Below are 20,372 nucleotides of genomic sequence, written 5' to 3'. Positions count from 1 at the left end.
AAAACTGCCGTTTGGGGCCTGCCTCTTCGAGAGGCATTCATCTGCCGCCTCCCGCCTACCGGGCGATATAGGGAGACCAGCACTGCTGACGCGGGCCGCTGTATGGCTGGTAGGTGTTGTCGAAGGTATTGTAGGTCTTGAACCGGGTGTGGCACCAGTCGGCATGCTGGCGCCAGACGCGGTCTCGAATATGGGCAAACGGACGATTGGCAGTCGTCCTGGCGTGTCCGGAATTGTTCTTGTAGGAATTGCCGTATCCGCCTGCGGATACGGCGGTCGTACCCGTCATGGCGGCGGTCGCGGCCATGACAGCCAGTGTGGCGGTTCTCAGAACAGTCTTGCGGAGCATGTCCGGTTTCCTTCTCGGCTGTTGGTCGGCGACGTTTCGTCCGCCGATGACCGATACCCTAGGAAGGAACCCGGGGCCCCACCTGTGACGCGCGGCACCCTTCAGACAGCATGCCGAGAAGACCAGCGGACTGCGGCAACAATCTGACGCGCGGAAAACAGGACCGCTCTACTCTCCGTGTGCCAGTGCCTCCAGCCGCGACCGGTCCTTGAGGATCAGCCATCCGCCCTGAAGATCGATCACGTCCGCCTTCTGCCATTTCTTCAGACAACGATTCACGTTTTCACGGGAATTTCCAATCATGCCGGCGAGTTCGGATTGGGACTGCGACAGCTTGGACAAGGGTTTGTCGGCGGTTGCTGGCGAGGCGGTCGACAGCCGCAGCAGCAGCTTGGCAAGGCGGGCCGGAAGATCGAGAAATGCGATCTCGATCATGCGTTCGTCCGAACGGCGCACCCGCTGGCACAGCAGTTCGATCAGCTTGATCGAGAATTCGGGATTGTGCTGCAGGATGTCGAGAAGCGCCCTGCGTTCAAGAACCACAAGCGTGCAATTTGTCAGCGCCGTCACGCTGGCGGAGCGTTCCTGGCCGTCCAGCAGGGCGATCTCTCCGAAGACATCGCCGACCGTCAGGTCGTTCAGCGTCACTTCCCGGTCGCTGGGCGTGAACATGGATACGCGAACCGAGCCTTCCGCGATCGCCATCATGCTCTGGCCGGGCAATCCCATGGTGAATATGATGTCCCCGGCGGCGAAGCGTTTTATATAGGAAAAGTTGGCCAGCTCCTGCTGCGTCTTGCTGTCGAGCGCATCGAAGATGAAACTCTTGCTCAGCAATTTCTCTTTCTTGAAGTCGCCGTCGACGCTCATGATCTTCTCGTCCCGTGTTTTCGAGCAGCACAACGCTAGTGACAACGGTCACATCCTATCTACCCGTGAAACTGATGTATGAGGGAACTTGAGGGCGCTTGAAAAGCTCAAATTGGGAATCGGACGATGAAAAAACTTGTAGTTTTCACAATGTGCTCCCTGCTGACGGTCCTGACCTCGCAATCTCTGGCGGCGCAGACCCTCAGCGATTGCGCCAGAACCGAACTCCAGGATCCGGCGCGGATAGTCTATCAGTGTGCCGGCGGGATCACTCTGGAAGCCGAGGCTGCGGCAGCCCTGGGCATAACCGAGCGGACGGCTGACGAACGGCCCACAGACGCCGAGCTCACTTCGGACGGACTTTACATCGAGGTCACGCCGGGCAGCGGCCCGTTCCAGATCCGGACACCGCATGCGATCGCGGCGGTTCGAGGGACCGTTTATGTGGTCGATGTCACCACGACCATGACAGCGGTTTTTGTCCGCCGCGGCGAGGTGAGCGTGTCCCATGCCGGCAGCTCCGAGGAAGTCGTCCTGACGCCCGGTCTTGGTGTGGACGTTGTCCCCGGCGAACCGCTGGTCACGCGGCGCTGGCCGGCTGAACGCGTGGAAAATCTTCTGCAGCGTTTCGGTAGATGAAACCCGTCTTGCCGGTCGCGATTGTCGTGCTTGCCCTGGGGATCGGGATGTTCTGGGCGGGTTCCCTCGCCGGAACCCATCTCTCGGGGACCGCCAGCGTCATCGACCGCTTCGAAACCGTATTGCTGGATCTCAGGATTTCCCTGACCGGACCGCGCCCGCCGCCCGGCGATGTCGTCATCGTGGCGATCGACGACAAGACACTCGACGCCGTCGGCCCCTATCCCCTGCCCAGGGACCGACTGGCGGAGCTGGTCACTCGGATCGCTCAGGCCGGTGCCCGGGCGCTGGCCGTCGACATTCTGTTGTTCGGATCGTCCCGGGCCGAAGACGACAGGTCGCTGGGCCGGGCCATTGGCACCCTTCCGACGGTGATTGCCGGTGCCGCACAGATGCAGGAGGCCGCGAGCATTGTCCCCGTGGTCAGGACAATGCTGTCTCCGGCGCCTGCCATAGCCGACGTTGCCGCCGTCGGCCTGGCCAATATCGTCACCGATACCGGCGGCACTCCGCGCCATATTCCTATGCTGTTTCTGGCCGAAACAGGCCTGCAGCCCTCCTTCGGGCTTCACGCGGCGGGTATGTTTCAGGGCGAACCAGCCACCATCACCGGCAACGGCCTGCGGTTCGGAACCCGCACCATTCCGCTGGACCTCGGCTGGCATCTCGCGCTCAATTACTACGGACCGAGCGGCACCATCGCGACCGTGAGCGCCGGGGACCTTCTCCTGCCTGACGCCGGCGCCGAGGTTCCCGCGGCCGCTGTTCTGGAGGGCCGGATGGTCGTCCTGGGCGTGAGCGCGACGGCGGTCGGCGACAGGTTCTCCACCCCGTTTGATCCGGTGATGCCCGGCGTCGAGGTCCAGGCGACCGGGATCGCCAATCTCATGGACGGCACGCCCCTGGTTCGCGATACGCAGACCCGGATACTGGATGGCGTCGCCGCCTTCATCATCACGCTTCTCGGCATGCTTGCGGTCATCACGCTGCCCCTGGCACCGGCCTCGGTGTTTTATCTGCTTCTGCTGACCGGGTGGCTGGCCGTCTGTACCGTCCTGTTCTCCAACGGAACCTGGCTGAACGGCGCCCTGCCCTTCGCGGCCAGCCTGCCGCCCGTCATTGGCCTCATCATCACCCGTCAGATCGCCGACCGTATCCAGTCGCGGCGCAATCACCGCGCGCAGGAAGCCCTCAGCCGGTTCCAGTCGCCCCGGCTGGCGCGGCGGATTGCCGAAGACCCGTCTTTCCTAGAAATTCCACAAGAGCAGACGGCGGCCATCCTGTTTGTCGACCTGTCCGGCTATACCCGCCTCAGCGAAAGTCTGGGCGCCTCGAAGACCCGGGACTTTCTGAAGGAATTTCACACGATTGTTGTCAATGTGGTCAGCGCGCACGAAGGACTTGTGCTCGATTTCATGGGCGATGGTGCCATGCTCGGCTTCGGTGTTCCGGAAGCGGACCGGCAGGATCCCCTCAGAGCGCTGCGCTGCGCGTTTCAGCTCGAACGCGACATTTCGGTGTGGCTCCTGAATTCAGGCCGCGCCGCCGACATCAGCCAGGTCCGGGTGGGTGCCCACATTGGACAGGTGGTTCTGTCGCGTCTGGGCCACGACAGCCAGCAACAGATCGCTGCGACCGGCGACTGCGTCAATGTGGCAAGCCGGCTGCTGGAAGTCTCCAGGAACCGCGCCGCCAGTGTGGTGGTATCCGCGGATCTGATCAGGGCAGCCGAAACCGTCACAGGCACGCAAATGACCCCTCCGCGACTGGAAACAGTTGGCATCCGGGGCCGCCGGCAGGAGTTGCAAGTCGGCTTGTGGACGGCCGGAGAGACCGAAGCCGCCGCTCGGGTCTGACCGGTCCGATACCGACCTGGGCCGGCGGGCCCAACGGAGATTGCGCGGCCTTCAAAGGATCCGAAACAGCGTCCTGTCCCTGCGGATCACGTGATGAAAGAGCACGGCGCCAATGTGAAGACCGAACAGTGCCAACAGGATCCAGGCACTCCACTCATGGATCGCCGACAGGGTCCAGGCAATGTCCGGGCTCTTGCCCATCGGGCTCCAGACCTCGACAAGACCGAACCATTTCAGCGGAAAGCCGTGCGCGTTCGTGGCCAGAAAACCGGACAGTGGCATGATGATCAGGAAGGCATAGAGCAGGCCGTGCACGCTGGAGGCGGCGAACCGCTCGATCGCCGGGCCTTCGGCCTCCGGTGATCGGGCCACCAGCTTGTTGCCGACCCTGACCAGCATCAGCCAGAGCACCAGAAAGCCGAGGCTCTCGTGCAGCAGGTAGAAGTTCATCACGACTTCTTTCTTGGCAAAGCCGATCATCAGGCCCATCGGCCAGGTCAGCAGCACCAGCACGGCCACCGCCCAGTGCAGGATGCGTGTCGTGCCTGCATGATGTTCGCTCGGTCCCGCGGGCAGGGTCTCACGGGTCTCTGTCGTCAGTGTCTCGGTCACGGAAAGCTCCAGTCTTGTCGGCATGTGCTTGGATCGCTGTCGGTCGAAGGGGAGTTTCGCCCGATCATGGCAAATTAAGTGCGAAATTGACCGGAAATCGTCCGGCCGTCAAAGAATGGCGTCAGAACAATGCGACGCCCGCTCACGGGTGATCCCCGGGTGAGGGTTCGTATCGGCCCGGGAGACACCCGGTTCCCGGCGCGCGCCCCTTGAAACGGGTCCGGGGTTCGCGTTTCCCGGCAGCCGGATTCCGGCCCCGCACGCGATACCTGTCATGATGATCTCCCATCCGGCGCCTGCGTCCCGGTCCGGGCACGCTGCCTCTCTGGCGGAGCACCCTCATGTCCTCCGCTTCCGGCAGGTTATGACATCCCCGGTGCAAGCGCCTGTGACGGACGGCACTCCGGAAACGGGCTCTCCATGGAATGAAAAACCCGGCAAGTCACAGGCCAGACGGACTGTCAGGCGCTGACTTGCTCGGGGTATGAAAAACGGGACCAAAATCACAAGAAAATCAGAAAATATCTATATTACAAATACTTAAAAGATCAACACAGATCAGTTTTCTCACATTGAATGCACCGTCACTCAATCCGGAACAACGTCTTCTCACCCAGCACGACAAGCCATTCGATCATGTTGCGAAGATTGGGATCGGCGATTTCCTCGTTCTTTATGGCGCTCTGCAAACGCTCCCGTATGAGAGGCCAGTGCGCATTCAAATCGACGAGATTTCTGATTTGAACCGGGGTGCCATCTAGCACGATCCAATTGCGATCATTCTGCATTTCCAAACTCCTTCCAACTCCTTGAAACTCTACAAGTGTTCGCGCTCGGCTCAGCGTTAAAAAAACGTGAATCGGGAACTCGCCCCTAGATTTCAGAAGAGCCTCAGGTTTTACTAAAAAGCGAAGGGGGCAGCATCTTGAGTAAGCAAAAAGTATTCATACGGCTGTATGGAGCATTTACCTGCTCATACCCGCAACCGGATGATGTTCTTCCACTTACTGGAAAGACAGCCGCCCTGGTGGCGCTGCTGGCCAGTGCGCCCAATGGCCGGCGCACACGTGCCTGGTTGCAGGACATGCTGTGGCCCAGATCCGGAGAACAGCACGGCAGGGCCAGCCTCCGGCAATCCCTTGCGAAACTGAAGCGCATCCTGGGCAGTGTCTTTTCCGAAGTTGTGGAGTCCAACAATCAGGAAGTCTGGATGAACCTGGACGCTCTGGAGTTTCTCGGTTCACCGCTGGATGGCGCCTTGCTGGAAGGGCTCGATCTGGCTGGCGCCGACGGATTTGAATCTTGGCTGACCGAACAACGCCAGCGCCTTGTTGCGGGACTGGAAGACGACGACAACACCGGCCTCCGCGCAGCGGTGCCTGCCCGGCCGAGCGGCGGTCAATCGGGCAAAACTGAATTCAGGCCGTTGAAGCTGCGTCCGGCGATCGCGATCCTGCCTTTTGCGCATTGCACGGCCGACACCGTCGAGGCGACCTTCGGTGACATGATCGCGGGTGACCTGTCGCGCCAGATAGCACGCGCTCACGGAATCGATGTCATTTCTCATCTTTCCTGCCGGATGCCCGGATTTGTCGACGCGGATCTGAAACGCCTGCGTGAGACTTATAGCGTCGATTATCTGGTCACCGGATTCCTGCGCTCTTCCGGAAACACCCTCACCCTGGATCTTGAATTCACAGACAGCGGCTCGGCTGTGATCGTCAACGCGCAGCGCTTTGAAAGAACCAGACTGGATTGGCTTCATGGCGGCGCCGACGTTCTGCAGGACGTTGCGTCTTATGTCGTCGATTCCCTGTTCAAGGGAGCCATCAGGAGCGTTGCCACGCGCTCCTTCGAGGATCTCGATGCCCACATGTTCCTGATGTCGGCAATTTCCCTGATGCACAGGCAGGATCTTGCGAGCGTTTTGAGGTCCCACCAATATCTTGAAAGCATTATCGACCGTTTCGGCCCCTGTTCGCTTCCCTATGCCTGGCTGGCCCAATGGTACGTCCTCTTCCTCGCCCAGGGTTGGAGCACGGACATCGCCGAGGACAAGAATGCCGCCCGGTTGATGGTTCAGCGCGCCTTGGAAGCAAATCCGGATTGCAGTTTTTCCCGGATCATGGATGGCGTGGTCTCCTACCAGCTCGAACGGGATTACGCGCGTGCGCGCCTGACGTTCGATGATGTCCTGGCAGTGGACGAAAACAACGCCCTGGCCTGGTTCTGGAAGGGGACGGCCTTCGCGTTTGAGGGGGCCGGCCGCGAAGCGGTCGCCTTCACCGACCGGGGACGGCTTCTGACCCCTCTCGATCCGGGGGGATATCTCTACACCACGCTTTCAGCGGCAGCGCACCTGTCTGACCGGAACTATCGGGACGCGCTGAAATTCGCCGATCATTCCCTCGGCCTGAACCGCCATCACGCCTCGGCCCTGCGTGCGAAGATCATTGCACTGGACGGGCTCGAGCGCTTCGAGGAAGCGCGCAATGCGGCCAGTGACCTGGTGAAGATGTATCCCGGTTTCACGATCAGCAATTACCTGTCCGCGCACGCCGCCGCAGAACTGGAGATAGGCCGGGAATGGGCCCGGGCCCTCAAGAACAGCGGAATACCAGATCAGTAAATACACACAGTAATCAGGAGTAGAATCATGTCTTTTGCAAGTGGTACAAGTGGCGCTTCGGGAGCGTCTGGAGCCAGCGGTGCCTCCGGTGCCAGCGGCGCGTCGGGTGCCAGTGGCGCATCCGGTGCCAGCGGTGCGTCCGGAGCAGCCGCTGGCGGTCGTCAATTCTCAGGCTATATGGCACAGAGTGTCGTCAATGCCCGCGACGCCATCGTCGGACCGCGCTCGAGTTGGGCCATCAAAGACGACGTCAGGCATCTTGGCGCCGATGATCCGAACGACACACTTTGGTGGCCCGACTGGGCACGGGCAACTGTCATCCACTGCGAATTGATGAGCGGCCTGCGCATCACCGTGGACAGGCCCCCGGCCCCAAAAGAAACTGAGACAGGATCTGATGAAGAAAGCAAACCTGCTGAGGACGGCACACCGAGTGCTCTGCCCTCTTTGGAACCCGCAGTCGTGAATATCTCCCATCGTGATGAATCCCGCTACGCTTCAGGGGCGGGTGGCGTGCAAACCCTGGCAAAGATCAAGAGGCCGAGCGAAGCATTCTTCGCCGGCCAGACGGAGCTCGTCTGGTCCTATGCGGATCTGCGGGAGGACCGGTTGCCGGAGATCGTCAACCAGACCGGCTATCCGGATCACTATCTCGGCGTGATCCTGTCCCTGCACCCGGACCGGACACGCTATACGCTGGAACTGATGGGCATTGCCCAGCGATTTGCAACCGCAGTCGTTCAGAATGCGAAGATGGCGCTGGCCTGCAAGCGGCCGGATCTCTATTCGGCCGAGATCCAGCCTGCCATCCCCATGCCGGGCCATGGGGCACTGCCCTCCGGCCACGCCACCGAAGCGACAGCAATGGCCATGGTTCTGGCCAAGGTCTCGAACAATCAGACAGAGAAGGGCACGACTGAAAACCGGTACGAACGCATGCTGATGCTGCAGGCGGAACGGGTTGCCGTGAACCGCACCGTCGCCGGCCTGCACTTCCCGGTCGACAGCATCTCGGGAGCGGCCCTCGGCCTGTGCCTTGGCGAGTATTTCGAGGCCCGGGCGATCGCCGATCAGGAGTGTGATGATCCGGTCTCACCGAAGATCAACCCGTTTGTCTTCGACACCGACCTTGGCAAGAAAGAGGGGGAAGTCGATGACGAGACCGCACGGGCCAAGGCCACGGACTTTTTCATACGGGAGTATTACTCCAACGGAGAGAGACTCCCGGGCAGCCTTGTCGGTTTCGGAACCGATGAGGTGACGGTTCGCCACAGCGTGCCGCAACTCGCACATCTCTGGAACTTGGCACGCCAGGAATGGCGCTAAGACAGCTGGAGGTGAGAAAGATCAATGAAAAATGCAGGCTGGAAAAAATTCAAGCGGAACTATGGGAAACTTGACCCCTATTCCGATTGGTTGCTGCGGACTGGAGAAAACAGTGTCGACTTCTACCGTTTATTCGGCAATCAGAAAGAAGAGTGGTTTCTTTCCTTCCTCCGCAAGGAGCCTCAAGATTCGGAACGAAGCGATCAGAATGGCGACAACGGCCAGGAAAACGAGAAAAGTATAGTCTGGAGACCAGCTTCAACCTATGCATTCAAACTAGTACAGGCGCCGTATGAAATTTTAAAAGTTAACCTGCTTCTGAAACTTCTGGACCACTCACCAGAAGAAAAGACAGACGCCACAAACGGATCGGCGGACGTCGATGCAGACGGTGAATCGATACACCGCTCCGACGAGCGCTGGAAGGAAGCATATTTCCAGTTCGCCCCAATGGATGAAAACATGGTTCCCGAGAAATTCGAACCTGACGCTCCCGGGCCGGCCCTGAAAGATCTCGACGTTGATCCAAAAAAGGCGGTCATCATCGGTGTGATCGACGATGGCATCAACCTCGCCCACGAGCGGTTCTTCGATTCGAAGGGAAATTCGCGAATCGATTACGCCTGGCACCAGGACGGGATCGCGGAAAAAGATTCGTCCGTGATGTTCGGCCGGGAAGTGACAGGGCTGGAGCTCACGACACTCAGCAAACAATACGATACCGAAGAAGAAATCCTGCGTGCTCTCGGGTTGATTGATCCGGTCGAGGCGGAGGCGACAACGCTGAGCAAGAGTTTCAGTCATGGTACCTTCGTGCTCGACCGTCTGGCCGGCTATCCCTCCGATGACAAAAGATACACGACGGACGCCCATGGAAACCGGCGTTTGCCTGATGAGAACGAAGGCACGAACCCCGAAGATCGCCGCATCGTCTCGGTGCAACTGCACCGCAGGGTGACGGAAGAAAGCTCCGGGGTGCTCTACACACTGTTCGCGATGCTCGGACTGCAATACATCGTTGACCGGGCCCGTCTGGTGGCGGAGGAGATCAGGAATGGCACGGGCCGGAAAGTGCCGCTAGTGGTCAATTTCAGCTACGGCCTCGCCGGCGGCCCCCACAATGGCAAGCACCTGTTCGAGCGATTTGTCGACCAGATGGTGAAAACACTTGAAAATGACGAAGATCTCGGACCTCTGATCGTGTCGATGCCGACCGGAAACCGTCATTTGCTCAAGGGGCATGCCCATGTCCGCGCAGAAAAAGACGGCACAGAATGTCTGGACCTGAACTGGATCACACAGCCACAGGACAAGTCTCCCAATTACCTGGAAATCTGGGTACCCAGGCCGCCTGAAGCGTCTTCAGGTGATGGGGAGGATTCTGACCGCAAGCTGCACCTGAAATTGGAGCCACCGTTCGGGGGCAAAGAATTGTTCCTGACGCTTCCATTTGAATTGACGAAGCCTGGTGACGAACAGGGCCGGGAACTAATTGATGAAAATGACAATGACAACATCCTTGCCCAAGTCACCCTGGATACCCTGGACGCGGACAATGCCGATGACAACAAACGGCTGCATCCCGATGAACCTGACCAGTATCCAAAGGCCCGAATCCTGATCGCCCTGGCACCGACGTACCCTGTGTCCGATGACAAGGCCCATATTCCCCCGGGCGTTTGGCGTGTGACGGCTCATACCAAGCTGATGGCAGGCGAATATATGGAGGCCTGGATCCAGCGTGACGATTCCCCGCCCCTGTTCCGGCGTCCCGGTCGTCAATCCTATCTGGAATTGAAGGACTGGACACCTGAGTGGCAGCGCGAGGATGAACTGACCGAACACATTCATCCACTCGAACCGGGAGCCGGTGTCTCCCGGTATGGCGCGATCAGCGGCATCGCCACAGGGCACAACATGCTGCGGGTCAGCGGTGTGCGCCTTTACGATGACAATTTGCCGGCCCTCTATTCCGGAGCACCTCACGAGGGAATGCGCAGCGTCAGGGCTGCGCCCCCGGCCGACCGGTCCCGCGTCCATCGCGGGCTTGTCGGAACAGGGGGACGCAGCGGCAGTACGCAGGTCATGACCGGCACCAGTGTCGCGGCACCGATCGTGGGACGGCTCTTCGCAAACTACCTGGCCGAAGAAAAACCGGCTACGACCGAGAACCCGATAACAGGCTTTTTATCAAAAAACCAGCTCGGCAAGCAGCCGCCAAAGGCCAATCCTTCTCCCGCCAGGCAAGTGCTGGAGGCGAATCCCGATCTTGAAAAACGCCGGGGTGGCCCGCCACTCAAGATTGGCGACCCGAACGATACCTACGAACACAAGTTGTCGAATGGCCGAAAATGGCCGTTCCTGAGGCGATAACGAAAGTGACTTACCTAAGCACCGTTTTCTGAAATTTTTACACTTTGTTAACGGCTCGAAGACACCCCGTTGACGCCACTTGACCCGGGGTGAACCGCTCGATCAGACGAGCGGATCACCCTGGAGGTCAAGATGCTTTTCTTGAAAGGACATGGGCGGCACGTCGTCCCCGACGGGACGCGCAGCGCCCCGAACTACCCCGCCCACACATGCGTTTCCGAAGCCAGCGGCTTTGCGCCCGGAGAGCTGGTCCCCTTGATCGTCAAAAACACGCGCCCGTTCGGCTGCTCCTTCGAGAATGCGACAATTCCGGAGGATGGCGAAGGCTATGGTGGAGCAGCCAGTCGATGGCCCCTCTCGCTTCAGAGGCGCTTTCTCAAAGAATTCAACGGCCCCAAAACACATTTTACAAGTTAAATATTTGAAAAAAATCGCATACTTTTATGTAACGGAAAATATTATTCGCACAAAATTAATTAAATTATCAAAATAACAATAAATTAAAGTAAAAATCACACACTTTCACGTTTTTCTAACACCACAAACATAATTTTTACATTCATAATCGAACTGTCGATACGGAAGAACACGACTTCCTCAAGCATCTCTCCGTGTCGCAGCTCAATTCCGGTTGAGCAGTTTCACTCGCCACAGAACGCAAGGAGAACGCAGATGGCTGGTACAGTTCAATTCAATCGGGACGTCGCGGAATGGGGACCGAAGGTCAAGCCCTGGGAAAAATCGGAGGATGTCGGTTTCGTCATCTCTGAAATTCTCGAGCTCTATTACCCGGTCGGCTCCCTGATGACGGCCAGGATCTCGGGCAACTGGCTCGGCGAAGGCGAAAAGCCGGAAAACAATCCGGAAACGCTGGATCTGATGCTTCAGATGCAGGAAGCCGGTGGAGACGAGTATGTGGAAATCATTCTCCGCTCCACCACCTTCACCCCCTTCTACGCCGGGTATCTCTTCGGCAACGAAGTCGAGATCACCGACACGCTCGTCAACGGCCACCGTGTCCTGATTTCGTCGAACGGTCACAACAGGTTCCGCTACGAATTCGATGGCGCGCAGTATTCGCTCGCCGGCGTCCTGACGCTGGCAGGCGTCTCGACCAACGCGGTTGATGCCTGGCGTCACGGAACCAAACGCAGTGCCCGCGCGAGAAAAGCCGCCTGAGCGGTCCCTGCCCCGGCTCGGCGCGCCTCCTGCGCGGCCGGGCCGGGACAGTCCCGATCCATTCCGTTGCATCTGCAATCCAGCCTGAAAACGGCCCGGTTCCTCCCTGCCGGCAGTTGATTGCAGCATCCGGCGCGGAGAGCGACCCGCCACCCGGCGGATAGCGCTCTCCGCCGCTGACCGCACTGGCAGCCGCCCGGATTCTCTCGGGGCCGCAAGGCCCGCACATCCGAACCGTCTGGCGGTGGCTTCGCAGGAAGAAAGGAACAGTCATGTTGTCATCACTTGCCCCCGGGCTATTGATCCGGAAGCTCTTGCCAATTCTGATGCTGCCGCTACTCGGCGGCCTTGCGGGATGCGCCCTGTCGCCGGCGACATCGGACGTCGAGGCCTTCGGAAAAGCGGCAACCAGGGCTTCCGCGGCGGTGGCGATACCCGACCAGTTGCAGAACGAACTCCTGCTCAAGATCGCCGTCAACCGCAACGCCTGCCGGTATTTGCAGGCCGGTTCCTACAGTCTCGCCTCAAAACCGTCGAACAGCGCCCTTGAAACCATCCGGGAACAGGTGAAGTTCGTCCGCGCGCTCGAGGCCTATTCCCGGGCACTCGCCGGCGTCGCCGGTCCCGAAGGCCTTGCCGACCTGCGCGCGGCCGCCAACGGTTTTTCCGATCAGGTCTCCACTGTTGCGGCCATAGGGCCGTTCAGCCCGGGCGCGGCCACTGTCGTCGGCCCCGTCGCCAAGGTTCTGGTCAACGCCGTCGTGAATGTTTCCGAACTTCGCAGACGGAAAAAGATGAAAGAGATCATGACCGCGACCGATCTTTCGATCCTCAGGGGCGCTCGCAGGATCGGTCAGGATTACAAGCAGATCGAAGCACATCTGAAGCGTCTTGTCTCGGCCTGGAACGGCAGCGCGCGCTGTGTCCTCACCCAGGTGCGTGCGTCGAACGGGGCCGGTGCCTACGACCTCTTCACCCGGTTCGACAGGGACTACCGCACCTACCGGGCGCAGGTAAAGACCGTCAACGAGGCCGTCAATCTTGTCGGTCAGATCGTCGCGACACACCAGAAACTGGTCGAGTCCGAGGGTGATTTCGAAGCGGCGCTCGCCGGCTTCAATCAGGCCATCGCCGATTTCAGCGCCCTGAAGCAAGTCCTGCTGACCAACTGAAGACACGGGAAGGACCCTACCAATGCCCAGCAACAAGGCAGCTGCAAAAAAGCTCAGAAACTGCATTTCCGACCTCTGGCTGAGCAGAAGCAACGGACGGACCCCGGCACAGATCGACCGGATCGACGCCGAACTGCGCCGTGTGGAGGAAGAATATTTCGCCCTTCTGGGCGTCCCGGCAAATGCGACCTACGCCGAACTTACCGGAGACCTCACCCGCGCCAGCAACGGGCTCAACGCGATCAGGCAGGACCGTGACGACTTCACCAACGGCCTTGTCACTGCGACCAAGCTGCTCGGATCGATCTCGGCCGTACTCAAGCTTATTTAGGCCGCCCAAAAGAAATAAGCCGGCCCGTACGTGACCCCATCGCCACAACCCGAAAATGGAAAACCTCAAGGAGACTGAAAATGAAACAGGACAGTATAACCGCAACCGCCATCGGCAGCCGCAGATTTGAAAAGGACCCGGACCTTTGCCTGGTCTATCGCATATTCGGAGCGAGTGGCGCCCAGGTGAACTGCCCGGAGTTTTCAGACGAACTCTCGCTACTGGCAAAGCAGGACAGTCTGGAAGCCCGCTCCGCGCAGAGTGACATCAAGATCTGCGCGGATGGAGATTCCTGGATCAATATCCTGATCGAATTTTCCCATGCGCTCGGTTACAACAAGACCTTCTTCGATGTCCTGGAAGAGCGCTACCGGACGTTGAGCACCGCGTGCCCGGGCGACACCTTCGAGCAGATGCTGCAGGAAAAGACCTTCAAGGTGCACATCGATTCCGGCATCAATGATTTCTTCATTTTTTCAGGTGGCGGCGTCGATGTTCTGGGCGGCGGCGCCCTGACCAGACTTCTGAAAACCAAGGCCGACGGCGGTGGGTCCTCCGATCCAGAGGACTACCTGAACCTCGACAGGATCGACGCCGCGCTCGGGAAACTGAAGTCCGGGTATCTGGAAATCGCCCAATACGTCAAGGTAAGGTCACCCAGAACGGTTATGCTGGTGCACGGCTACGACTATCCGGTCGCACAGGCGGACGGTCCCTGGCTTGGCACTCCGTTCCTCAAACGGAATTTCGACATCGGCAGCGACAGGGCCCTTGTCGACGGCATTCTGGCCTACCTGGTCGACCGCTTCTACGGCATGCTCGATGACGTTGCGCGCAACATCAGCAACGTGACGGTCGTGGACGTGCGCAATGTCGTCAAGGGGCGCTGGACCGATGAACTGCATCCGAAGAAAGCCGCTTCGGAGGACATCGCCGCCGTCTACCAGAATGTGATGGAGGGCAGCCCGGTCTCCTAGCGAGACCGACTGAATGAAACCCCGAAGAGAGCCTGGGCCACATTACTGGCTCAGGCATCGAATTGAAGAAGAAATGGTGGGCCCGGAGGGACTCGAACCCCCAACCAATCCGTTATGAGCGGACGGCTCTAACCAGTTGAGCTACAGGCCCACGGCAGGCATGGCCGCGGTGGCGGCGCCTGCATCGTCTTCCCTATACCATGGCAACTTTCAGGGGCAAGTGCTTTGCGCCGACGAAGGGAAAGGCGGGTGCAAAAAGGTCTGGAAAGGGCACCTTGCCGGTGGCACCGGACGGCGCGCCCTGCGCGCGGGCAGGCGCCCGGCCCCCAGTTGCCACCCGCTCCCCCGGAAACAAACAGCTTTACGCCGTCAGCGGAACCGACCTAAACAGGACAGGCGCTCCCAGGAGCCGTCGCCGCCTGTCCCGCCAACTCCGGAGCCGCCATGCGATCCCCGCTTCTTTCCGTCACGCTGAGCGTGCTGCTTGTGTGCCTGGTGGGCTGGCTTCTGGTGGTCGGACGCTCGCTGATCCTGCCCTTCGTCATCGCCCTGATCGTCTGGTACATGATCAATTCGCTGGCCCATCTCATTCAGGCGATCCCGATCGGGCGCCGGCACCTGCCCGGATATGTCTCCTTCTCGCTGGCACTGCTGGTGATCTTCGCCGCCGCGACCCTGGTGCTGGATGTGGTCACGGTCAACCTGACGCAGCTTGCCCTGGACGCACCCATCTATCAGAAGCGCCTGGAGGAACTGTTCGGCCAGTTTTCCTCTCATCTCGACCTGAATGACCCGCTTGAGATGAAGGACCTGTTTCCGGAATCGGTCGTGCCGCGCATGGTCACCGCGGGGGCGAGCCTTGTGACCACCCTTGCCGGCTCCGCCAGCCTCGTCTTCATCTATGTCCTGTTTCTGGTGCTGGAACAGTCGACCTTCGACGCCAAGTTCGAACGTCTGTTCTCCTCGCCCGAGCGCGCGGATGCCGCCTTTGCCATGCGCGCGGAAATCAACCGCTCGATCATGCATTATTTTTCCATCAAGACTTCCGTTTCCATCGCCACCGGCGTGCTGACCAGCCTCGTTCTGATCGCGATCGGCCTGCCCTACGCGGCCCTGTTCGGCTTCATCGCCTTCCTGCTCAACTTCATTCCCACGATCGGCTCCCTGATCGGCGTGATCTTCCCGAGCCTGCTGGCGCTCGTGTATTACGACAATCTGGGTCCGTTCATTGCCATCGCCTCCGGGCTCGGCCTGATCCAGTTTACCATCGGCAACCTGATCGAACCTCGGCTGATGGGGTCCAATCTCAACCTGTCGGGCCTTGTCATCATGCTCTCTCTGGCTTTCTGGGGCGCGATCTGGGGGATCGTCGGCATGGTTCTGTGCGTGCCGCTGACCGTGATGATCGTGATCGTCTGCGCCCGCTTCGAAGGCGCGCGGCCCGTCGCCGTGCTGCTGTCGCAGACCGGTGAAGTCGGCCCCCTTCCCCGTTGAAGACAGCCTGACCGGCCCCTGACATCCGGCGTCGGCGCCGCGGCCGCGATGAACTCCGCATGAACGCGTTCGTCATTACCGCGCCGCAATCGCGGCAGATGCTCCCAACATCGAAATTCGGTTTGATATCAAGGACAAGATCACAATGACATCCCGTCGTTTTCGTCCCGCACGCTTTCTGCGCACCGCCGCCCTGGCCGTGGCTCTGGGGGCCGCGCTCGCGGGTGCTGCCCCGGCCCTGGCCCAGGACCCGGCATCTCTGTCCGGCATCCTCACCATGGAAGGCCGCGGCACCGTGTCGGTGGCGCCCGACATGGCCGTGATCACCGCCAGCGTGGTCTCCACCGGCAAGAACGCGGCCGGAGCCCTCTCGGAAAACAGCATCGCGGTCGCCCGGGTCATCGAGGCCATCAAGGCTCAGGGGATCGCGGCAAAGGACATCCGGACCAGAGGATTCGGCATCTACCCGCGCTACGACCATTCCAAGGCAACTGAGGGCCAGCCCGAAATTCAGGGTTATGAAATTCGCAACGGTGTCGAGGTCAATGTCCGCGACCTCGCCAAGCTCGGCGATCTGCTGACCCTTGTGGTCGACAGCGGCGCCAACGCGGTGGACGGCATTCGCTTCGAGGTCAGCGACCCGGGTGAGAAGCTCGATGAAGCCCGCCAGGGCGCAGTTGCGGACGCGCGGCACAAGGCCGGGGTCTTTGCCGCGGCTGCGGGCGTCGAACTGGGCGGCATCGTCTCCATAGCCGAGTCCGGTGTCGACATGCCCCGTCCCGTCATGATGCGTGCGGAAGCCATGATGGCCAAGTCCGGCCCGGTGCCGGTGGAAGCAGGCGAGGAAACCATCGCCGCCACCGTGACCATCCGCTGGTCGCTGAAATAGGCTCGGGCAGCACCGCCAACGCCCATGCCGGTTCCCCCCGGCATGGGAGCTACAGCGTCCGGTGCCACACCTGCATCGGCTTTTCGCTTTCCTCGCTGTCCCCCACGTCCAGCCACGGAAACGCGACCACCACTTTGTCGAGCTTGTCATAGCCGCGCTTGCGCCAGAACGGATCCAGCGGCGCGTAATCCGCCGGTTTCATCGGATGATCGCCGGGCCGGACAACCGCGCAGAACACCGCCTCTTCAAATCCCAGCGCGCGGGCATGGTCTTCGCGTTCCTCGAAAAAGCGATGACCGATCCCCTGGCCGCGCCAGGCAGGATCCAGAACCGACTCCGCCATGTAGAAGATCTTCGACAGATCGAGCCCGCGCGCCTGGAGGGGCCGGCGGAACGCCGCAAGCTCGCCTTCCAGCGGCGCACCGGTCGCCGCTCCGACCAGCCTCGCCCCGTCATAGGCCCCCACGATCACGGTGCCGTCGGTGTCGGCATAGCGCTGCAGGTATTTCGCCTCATAGTCCGCGGTTCCCTCATACAGATAGGGCCACGCCCGAAACACCGATATCCGCAGCGCGGCCAGTTCGTCGAGCGCATGCCTTACGGCGTCACCGGTCAAACGTCTGATATCGACTTTCATCGCCAATTCCCTCTTCCGGCAAGATGGCTCGAAGTGCATTTGCCGCCGGGCTGCGCATGAGCGGCGTCCGGGCGCCTTCGTCTCGTTGCCGCCCCATACCTGATAGCTGATCCTGAAACCCGTTCATGATCCCCGTTATGGGCAGCGACCTGCTCAGTCCCGGGCTTCCAGCCAGGTCCGCGCCGTCTCCATGTCCCTGTTCATGACACCGTCCGCCAGCTTGAGGCCGACCGCGGCGCCGAACTTGTAGCCATGCCCCGAACAGGCCGAGACGACGGTCGCCCTGTCCTGGGTCTCGACGAAGAAATGCTCGTCGGCGGTGAAGGTGTAGGCGCAGGTCACCACGTCATCGACGCGGTAGTCCCCGATCCGCGCGAACGGCGGCGAAAAGTAATCGCGCAGGGTCTCGCCTTCGCCCGGCTTCGGCACCCGGTCCTGATCGGGCTTCGCCTTGTATTTGTGGATCCCCGCGCCGAACTTGAGCCCGGTTTCGGCCACCGGCGGCAGCACGTAGCCGTCGATCGATCCGCCCGGATCCAGGATCGCCGGTGCGTTTTCCCATGCCTCGCGCAGATCCTCCGGCGGCGTCAGGTAAACGACGGCGGTGCGGTAGGTGGTCAGGCTGACATCCAGTTTCGGAAACAGGCCGAGCGTCCAGGCGCCCGTCGTCACGATCACATGGTCCGCCGACAGGCGCGCCCCGTCTGCCAGCAAGACCGAGCCCGTCGCCGCATCGACGGACGTGACCTCTGTGTTTTCACGCACATCCGCCCCCCGGGCGACCAGCCAGTCCTTGAGCTGCGAAGCGATCCGCCGGCACAGCAGAATGCCGCCTTCCGGGCTGACGGCGCCGTAGCGGATGGTCGCCGGATCGACAAAGGGAAAGCGCACGGCGGTTTCCTCCGGCGTCAGCTCTTCCAGCGGATACCCGCCTGCGCGCAAACCGTCCCGGTAGACATCTCCGCCGTCACCTGCCTGTTGCGACAACAGCATGAAGCCGGTCTCGACGAGATAGCTGTGACCGAGATCGGCCCACATCTCGTCCCAGGCCGCGTATGCTTCGCCGATCCGGCGCTGGTAGCCGCCCCGGCCGCCATAGGCCCGTCGGATGATGCGGTGCTGGTCACCGGACGCCGACAGCGGATTCGGCACCGGCCCCTGTTCGACAAGCGTGACCGGAACGCCCCGGCGGGTCAGGGCCCAGGCGGTGGATAGGCCGGCAATGCCGGCGCCAACAACAAGTATTGTCATGCGAGTCGTCCTGCTGCGTGAAGCGGCAGAGTATCCTCACGATACGAGGATGCAAGACGGGATGCCAGATGAGATGCCAGATGGGATGTCAGTCGGGGCACCGGCAAATCGGCCCATGCCGGTTCTGTGACCTGGATTGCCGCAAGCAGGAAAGTATCGCCTTCGCCTGGACGTACCTTGGTGAGGCCCCTCGCTGAATATGAGGAAACCGCATGCTGAATATGACCGCTCCGGGCCAGGAGACGCTGGCGCAGAAGAGGCTCTCCGATTATCCCGACTGGGGGGTATCTACTGCGGGAGATCTATGAGGCCTACCGTTTTCTGTCTTCCGGAGGCAGCGACAAGATCCGCGCGCACCAGCGCGCCGTGCGCGAGGCCATCAGCCGGGTCAGCAAGTCCAAGTCCGAAATCCGGTTCGACGCGCCGGCGCAAAAGCCGGTCACCGCCCACCACAAACGCGCGCTGGACGAGGGGCGCCAGGAGCACACCGCGCCGCTTATCCGTGCCGTCGAAAGCATTCAGGACCATCTGATCTGGCAATACGGCTATGAAAAGGTCTCGCGCGGGCTCGACAAGACCTATGCCTATGCCTATGCCGAAATCTGCGGCCTCAACGGCCCTGTCCTGACCACCGAGGTCATTCTGGGGCTGGTCCTGTTCGCGCCCGGCTGCACCTACCCGGCGCATGCGCACAGCGGCATTTCGGAAAGCTATATCTGCCTGTCAGGTGCGGTTTCGGAAAATCACCAGGGCGTCTACGCGCCGGGCTCGATGATCTTCAACCCGCCGGAGCACACCCACCGCATCACCGTTTCCAAGACCGAACCGGCCCTGCTCACCTATGCGTGGATCGGCCCCCAGCAACAACTCGCCGGCCAGAAAATGGTGTTCAGCCGCAAAGGGGGATGAAGACCGGGAGCCGTCAGGCCGACGCAACCGTCTCGTCGACGACCTCCCGCCGGATCGTGACCTCGGCCTTTTCCAGCCTGCCTTCGTGGCTTATCCAGGCCGGTTCGTTGATCAGTTTCACACCCACGATACCGGCGGCGGGAAAGGTGAGGCCCATGGAATGCGCGACCGCCACCCGGTCGCCCGGCTTGGGGTTGAGACCGCAACAGATCTCGCGCGTGCCCATTTTCAGATGATGGGCGATATCCCACTCCAGAACAACGCCATTGTGGCGTGTCACCACCCAGCAGTGCCCGTCCTCACAGGACCCGTTTTTCTCCTGCGGAAAGAAGTAGCCGGTGATGTAGCCCGCCTCGTATCCGGCGGCACGCAGGGACGCGATCAGATAGGTGTTGATGTCGACGCAGGACCCTTCCGTCAGGCCGCAGGCAAGATAGGGCACTTCCTCGCAGCCGTCATTGAAGCGCACGTCAGGATGGGCATAGCGGAATTTCTCCGCGGCCGCATTGACCAGCGCCTGGATGGCCGCATGGCCGTCCGGCTGCGCGTCGGCAATGTTGATCGCGTCGAAGACCAGCTCCCTTGCAGCCTGCGTGTAACGGTTCCGGTGCGGCATGAAGACTGCGTCCGGATACCCGTGCCCGCCGCTCATGTAGGTGTACCGCAGCGCCAGCGTTTCGTCTCCCTGCGGAGTGACGAGCGCAGCCATCTGACCGGTCGTGCTTTCGCCGGTCAGGGACATGCGGCCGTCACTGACCTCGAAACCGGCGGTCATCCGGTGTGGTGTCGGCAGTCCGACCGGGACCAGAAGCTTGCGACCGCGTTCTTCATGCGGGGCCACGGTGACGGTTACAGCGACAGTGGAGCGCATCTTCAGGT

General features: G+C 60.8%; 19 protein-coding genes and 1 tRNA gene. 12 read left to right on the top strand and 8 right to left on the bottom strand.

The window, feature by feature from the left end; all coding sequences use genetic code 11:
• Window positions 1-55: 55 nt before the first annotated feature.
• A complete protein-coding gene (locus tag AC0VX3_RS09420) occupies window positions 56-349 on the bottom strand; it encodes a BA14K family protein (protein WP_475524489.1) in 294 nt (97 codons plus the stop codon).
• Between the two features lie 168 nt (window positions 350-517).
• Window positions 518-1,219, bottom strand: coding sequence for a Crp/Fnr family transcriptional regulator (locus tag AC0VX3_RS09415; protein WP_475524488.1), 702 nt, complete (start codon window positions 1,217-1,219; stop codon window positions 518-520).
• 126 nt (window positions 1,220-1,345) lie between these two features.
• Here AC0VX3_RS09415 and AC0VX3_RS09410 point away from each other — a divergent pair, with 126 nt between their 5' ends.
• Both AC0VX3_RS09410 and AC0VX3_RS09405 read left to right on the top strand, forming a co-directional pair.
• Entirely contained in the window at window positions 1,346-1,858 is a 513-nt protein-coding gene (locus AC0VX3_RS09410) for a FecR domain-containing protein (protein WP_475524487.1), read from the top strand.
• Window positions 1,855-3,714 (top strand): CHASE2 domain-containing protein, encoded by a 1,860-nt coding sequence (locus AC0VX3_RS09405; protein WP_475524486.1) that lies wholly within the window; start codon window positions 1,855-1,857, stop codon window positions 3,712-3,714. Before AC0VX3_RS09410 ends, AC0VX3_RS09405 begins: the two co-directional genes overlap by 4 nt.
• 51 nt (window positions 3,715-3,765) lie before the next feature.
• Here AC0VX3_RS09405 and AC0VX3_RS09400 read toward each other — a convergent pair whose 3' ends face one another.
• Together AC0VX3_RS09400 and AC0VX3_RS09395 are read right to left on the bottom strand one after the other, a co-directional pair.
• Complete coding sequence (locus tag AC0VX3_RS09400; protein WP_475524485.1) at window positions 3,766-4,326, bottom strand: cytochrome b; 561 nt, start codon at window positions 4,324-4,326, stop codon at window positions 3,766-3,768.
• Window positions 4,327-4,910: 584 nt separating this feature from the next.
• Window positions 4,911-5,114, bottom strand: coding sequence for a hypothetical protein (locus AC0VX3_RS09395; protein WP_475524484.1), 204 nt, complete (start codon window positions 5,112-5,114; stop codon window positions 4,911-4,913).
• 239 nt (window positions 5,115-5,353) lie between these two features.
• Between AC0VX3_RS09395 and AC0VX3_RS09390 the strand changes: the two genes are divergently transcribed.
• From AC0VX3_RS09390 to AC0VX3_RS09360, 7 genes are all read left to right on the top strand, one after another.
• Complete coding sequence (locus AC0VX3_RS09390; protein WP_475524483.1) at window positions 5,354-6,955, top strand: hypothetical protein; 1,602 nt, start codon at window positions 5,354-5,356, stop codon at window positions 6,953-6,955.
• A 27-nt stretch (window positions 6,956-6,982) separates the two neighbouring features.
• A complete protein-coding gene (locus AC0VX3_RS09385) occupies window positions 6,983-8,281 on the top strand; it encodes a phosphatase PAP2 family protein (RefSeq protein ID WP_475524482.1) in 1,299 nt (432 codons plus the stop codon).
• 24 nt (window positions 8,282-8,305) lie between these two features.
• Window positions 8,306-10,654 carry a S8/S53 family peptidase gene (locus tag AC0VX3_RS09380; protein ID WP_475524481.1) on the top strand — a complete coding sequence of 783 codons (2,349 nt, stop codon included), beginning with the start codon at window positions 8,306-8,308 and terminating at the stop codon, window positions 10,652-10,654.
• A gap of 672 nt (window positions 10,655-11,326) precedes the next feature.
• Window positions 11,327-11,833, top strand: coding sequence for a hypothetical protein (locus tag AC0VX3_RS09375; protein WP_342895308.1), 507 nt, complete (start codon window positions 11,327-11,329; stop codon window positions 11,831-11,833).
• A 272-nt stretch (window positions 11,834-12,105) separates the two neighbouring features.
• Window positions 12,106-13,005 carry a hypothetical protein gene (locus AC0VX3_RS09370; protein ID WP_475524480.1) on the top strand — a complete coding sequence of 300 codons (900 nt, stop codon included), beginning with the start codon at window positions 12,106-12,108 and terminating at the stop codon, window positions 13,003-13,005.
• Between the two features lie 22 nt (window positions 13,006-13,027).
• Window positions 13,028-13,336 (top strand): hypothetical protein, encoded by a 309-nt coding sequence (locus tag AC0VX3_RS09365; protein WP_475524479.1) that lies wholly within the window; start codon window positions 13,028-13,030, stop codon window positions 13,334-13,336.
• 80 nt (window positions 13,337-13,416) lie between these two features.
• Window positions 13,417-14,313, top strand: a complete 897-nt coding sequence (locus AC0VX3_RS09360) for a hypothetical protein (RefSeq protein ID WP_475524478.1) — start codon at window positions 13,417-13,419, stop codon at window positions 14,311-14,313.
• 74 nt (window positions 14,314-14,387) lie between these two features.
• Here AC0VX3_RS09360 and AC0VX3_RS09355 read toward each other — a convergent pair.
• Window positions 14,388-14,464 (bottom strand) — tRNA-Ile (locus tag AC0VX3_RS09355).
• A 293-nt stretch (window positions 14,465-14,757) separates the two neighbouring features.
• On the opposite strand from AC0VX3_RS09355, the gene AC0VX3_RS09350 reads away from it, so the two are divergent.
• Together AC0VX3_RS09350 and AC0VX3_RS09345 are read left to right on the top strand one after the other, a co-directional pair.
• Complete coding sequence (locus AC0VX3_RS09350; RefSeq protein ID WP_475524477.1) at window positions 14,758-15,807, top strand: AI-2E family transporter; 1,050 nt, start codon at window positions 14,758-14,760, stop codon at window positions 15,805-15,807.
• A 145-nt stretch (window positions 15,808-15,952) separates the two neighbouring features.
• Entirely contained in the window at window positions 15,953-16,696 is a 744-nt protein-coding gene (locus tag AC0VX3_RS09345; RefSeq protein WP_475524476.1) for an SIMPL domain-containing protein, read from the top strand.
• 49 nt (window positions 16,697-16,745) lie between these two features.
• Here the strand turns inward: AC0VX3_RS09345 and AC0VX3_RS09340 are convergent, their stop codons facing one another.
• A complete protein-coding gene (locus AC0VX3_RS09340) occupies window positions 16,746-17,333 on the bottom strand; it encodes a GNAT family N-acetyltransferase (protein ID WP_475524475.1) in 588 nt (195 codons plus the stop codon).
• 153 nt (window positions 17,334-17,486) lie between these two features.
• On the bottom strand, window positions 17,487-18,584 hold the full coding sequence (locus AC0VX3_RS09335; RefSeq protein WP_475524474.1) for an NAD(P)/FAD-dependent oxidoreductase: 1,098 nt from the start codon (window positions 18,582-18,584) through the stop codon (window positions 17,487-17,489).
• Window positions 18,585-18,950: 366 nt separating this feature from the next.
• Here AC0VX3_RS09335 and AC0VX3_RS09330 point away from each other — a divergent pair, with 366 nt between their 5' ends.
• Window positions 18,951-19,493 (top strand): dimethylsulfonioproprionate lyase family protein, encoded by a 543-nt coding sequence (locus tag AC0VX3_RS09330; RefSeq protein ID WP_475524473.1) that lies wholly within the window; start codon window positions 18,951-18,953, stop codon window positions 19,491-19,493.
• Window positions 19,494-19,506: 13 nt separating this feature from the next.
• Here AC0VX3_RS09330 and AC0VX3_RS09325 read toward each other — a convergent pair whose 3' ends face one another.
• Window positions 19,507-20,364, bottom strand: a complete 858-nt coding sequence (locus AC0VX3_RS09325; protein ID WP_475524472.1) for a transglutaminase-like domain-containing protein — start codon at window positions 20,362-20,364, stop codon at window positions 19,507-19,509.
• Window positions 20,365-20,372: the final 8 nt, after the last annotated feature.

This window comes from Roseibium sp. QJM3NY_11 (genome assembly GCF_056173175.1).
The sequence above is the reverse complement of the archived record's forward strand: the minus strand, read 5'-3'. Positions and strand labels throughout refer to the sequence as shown.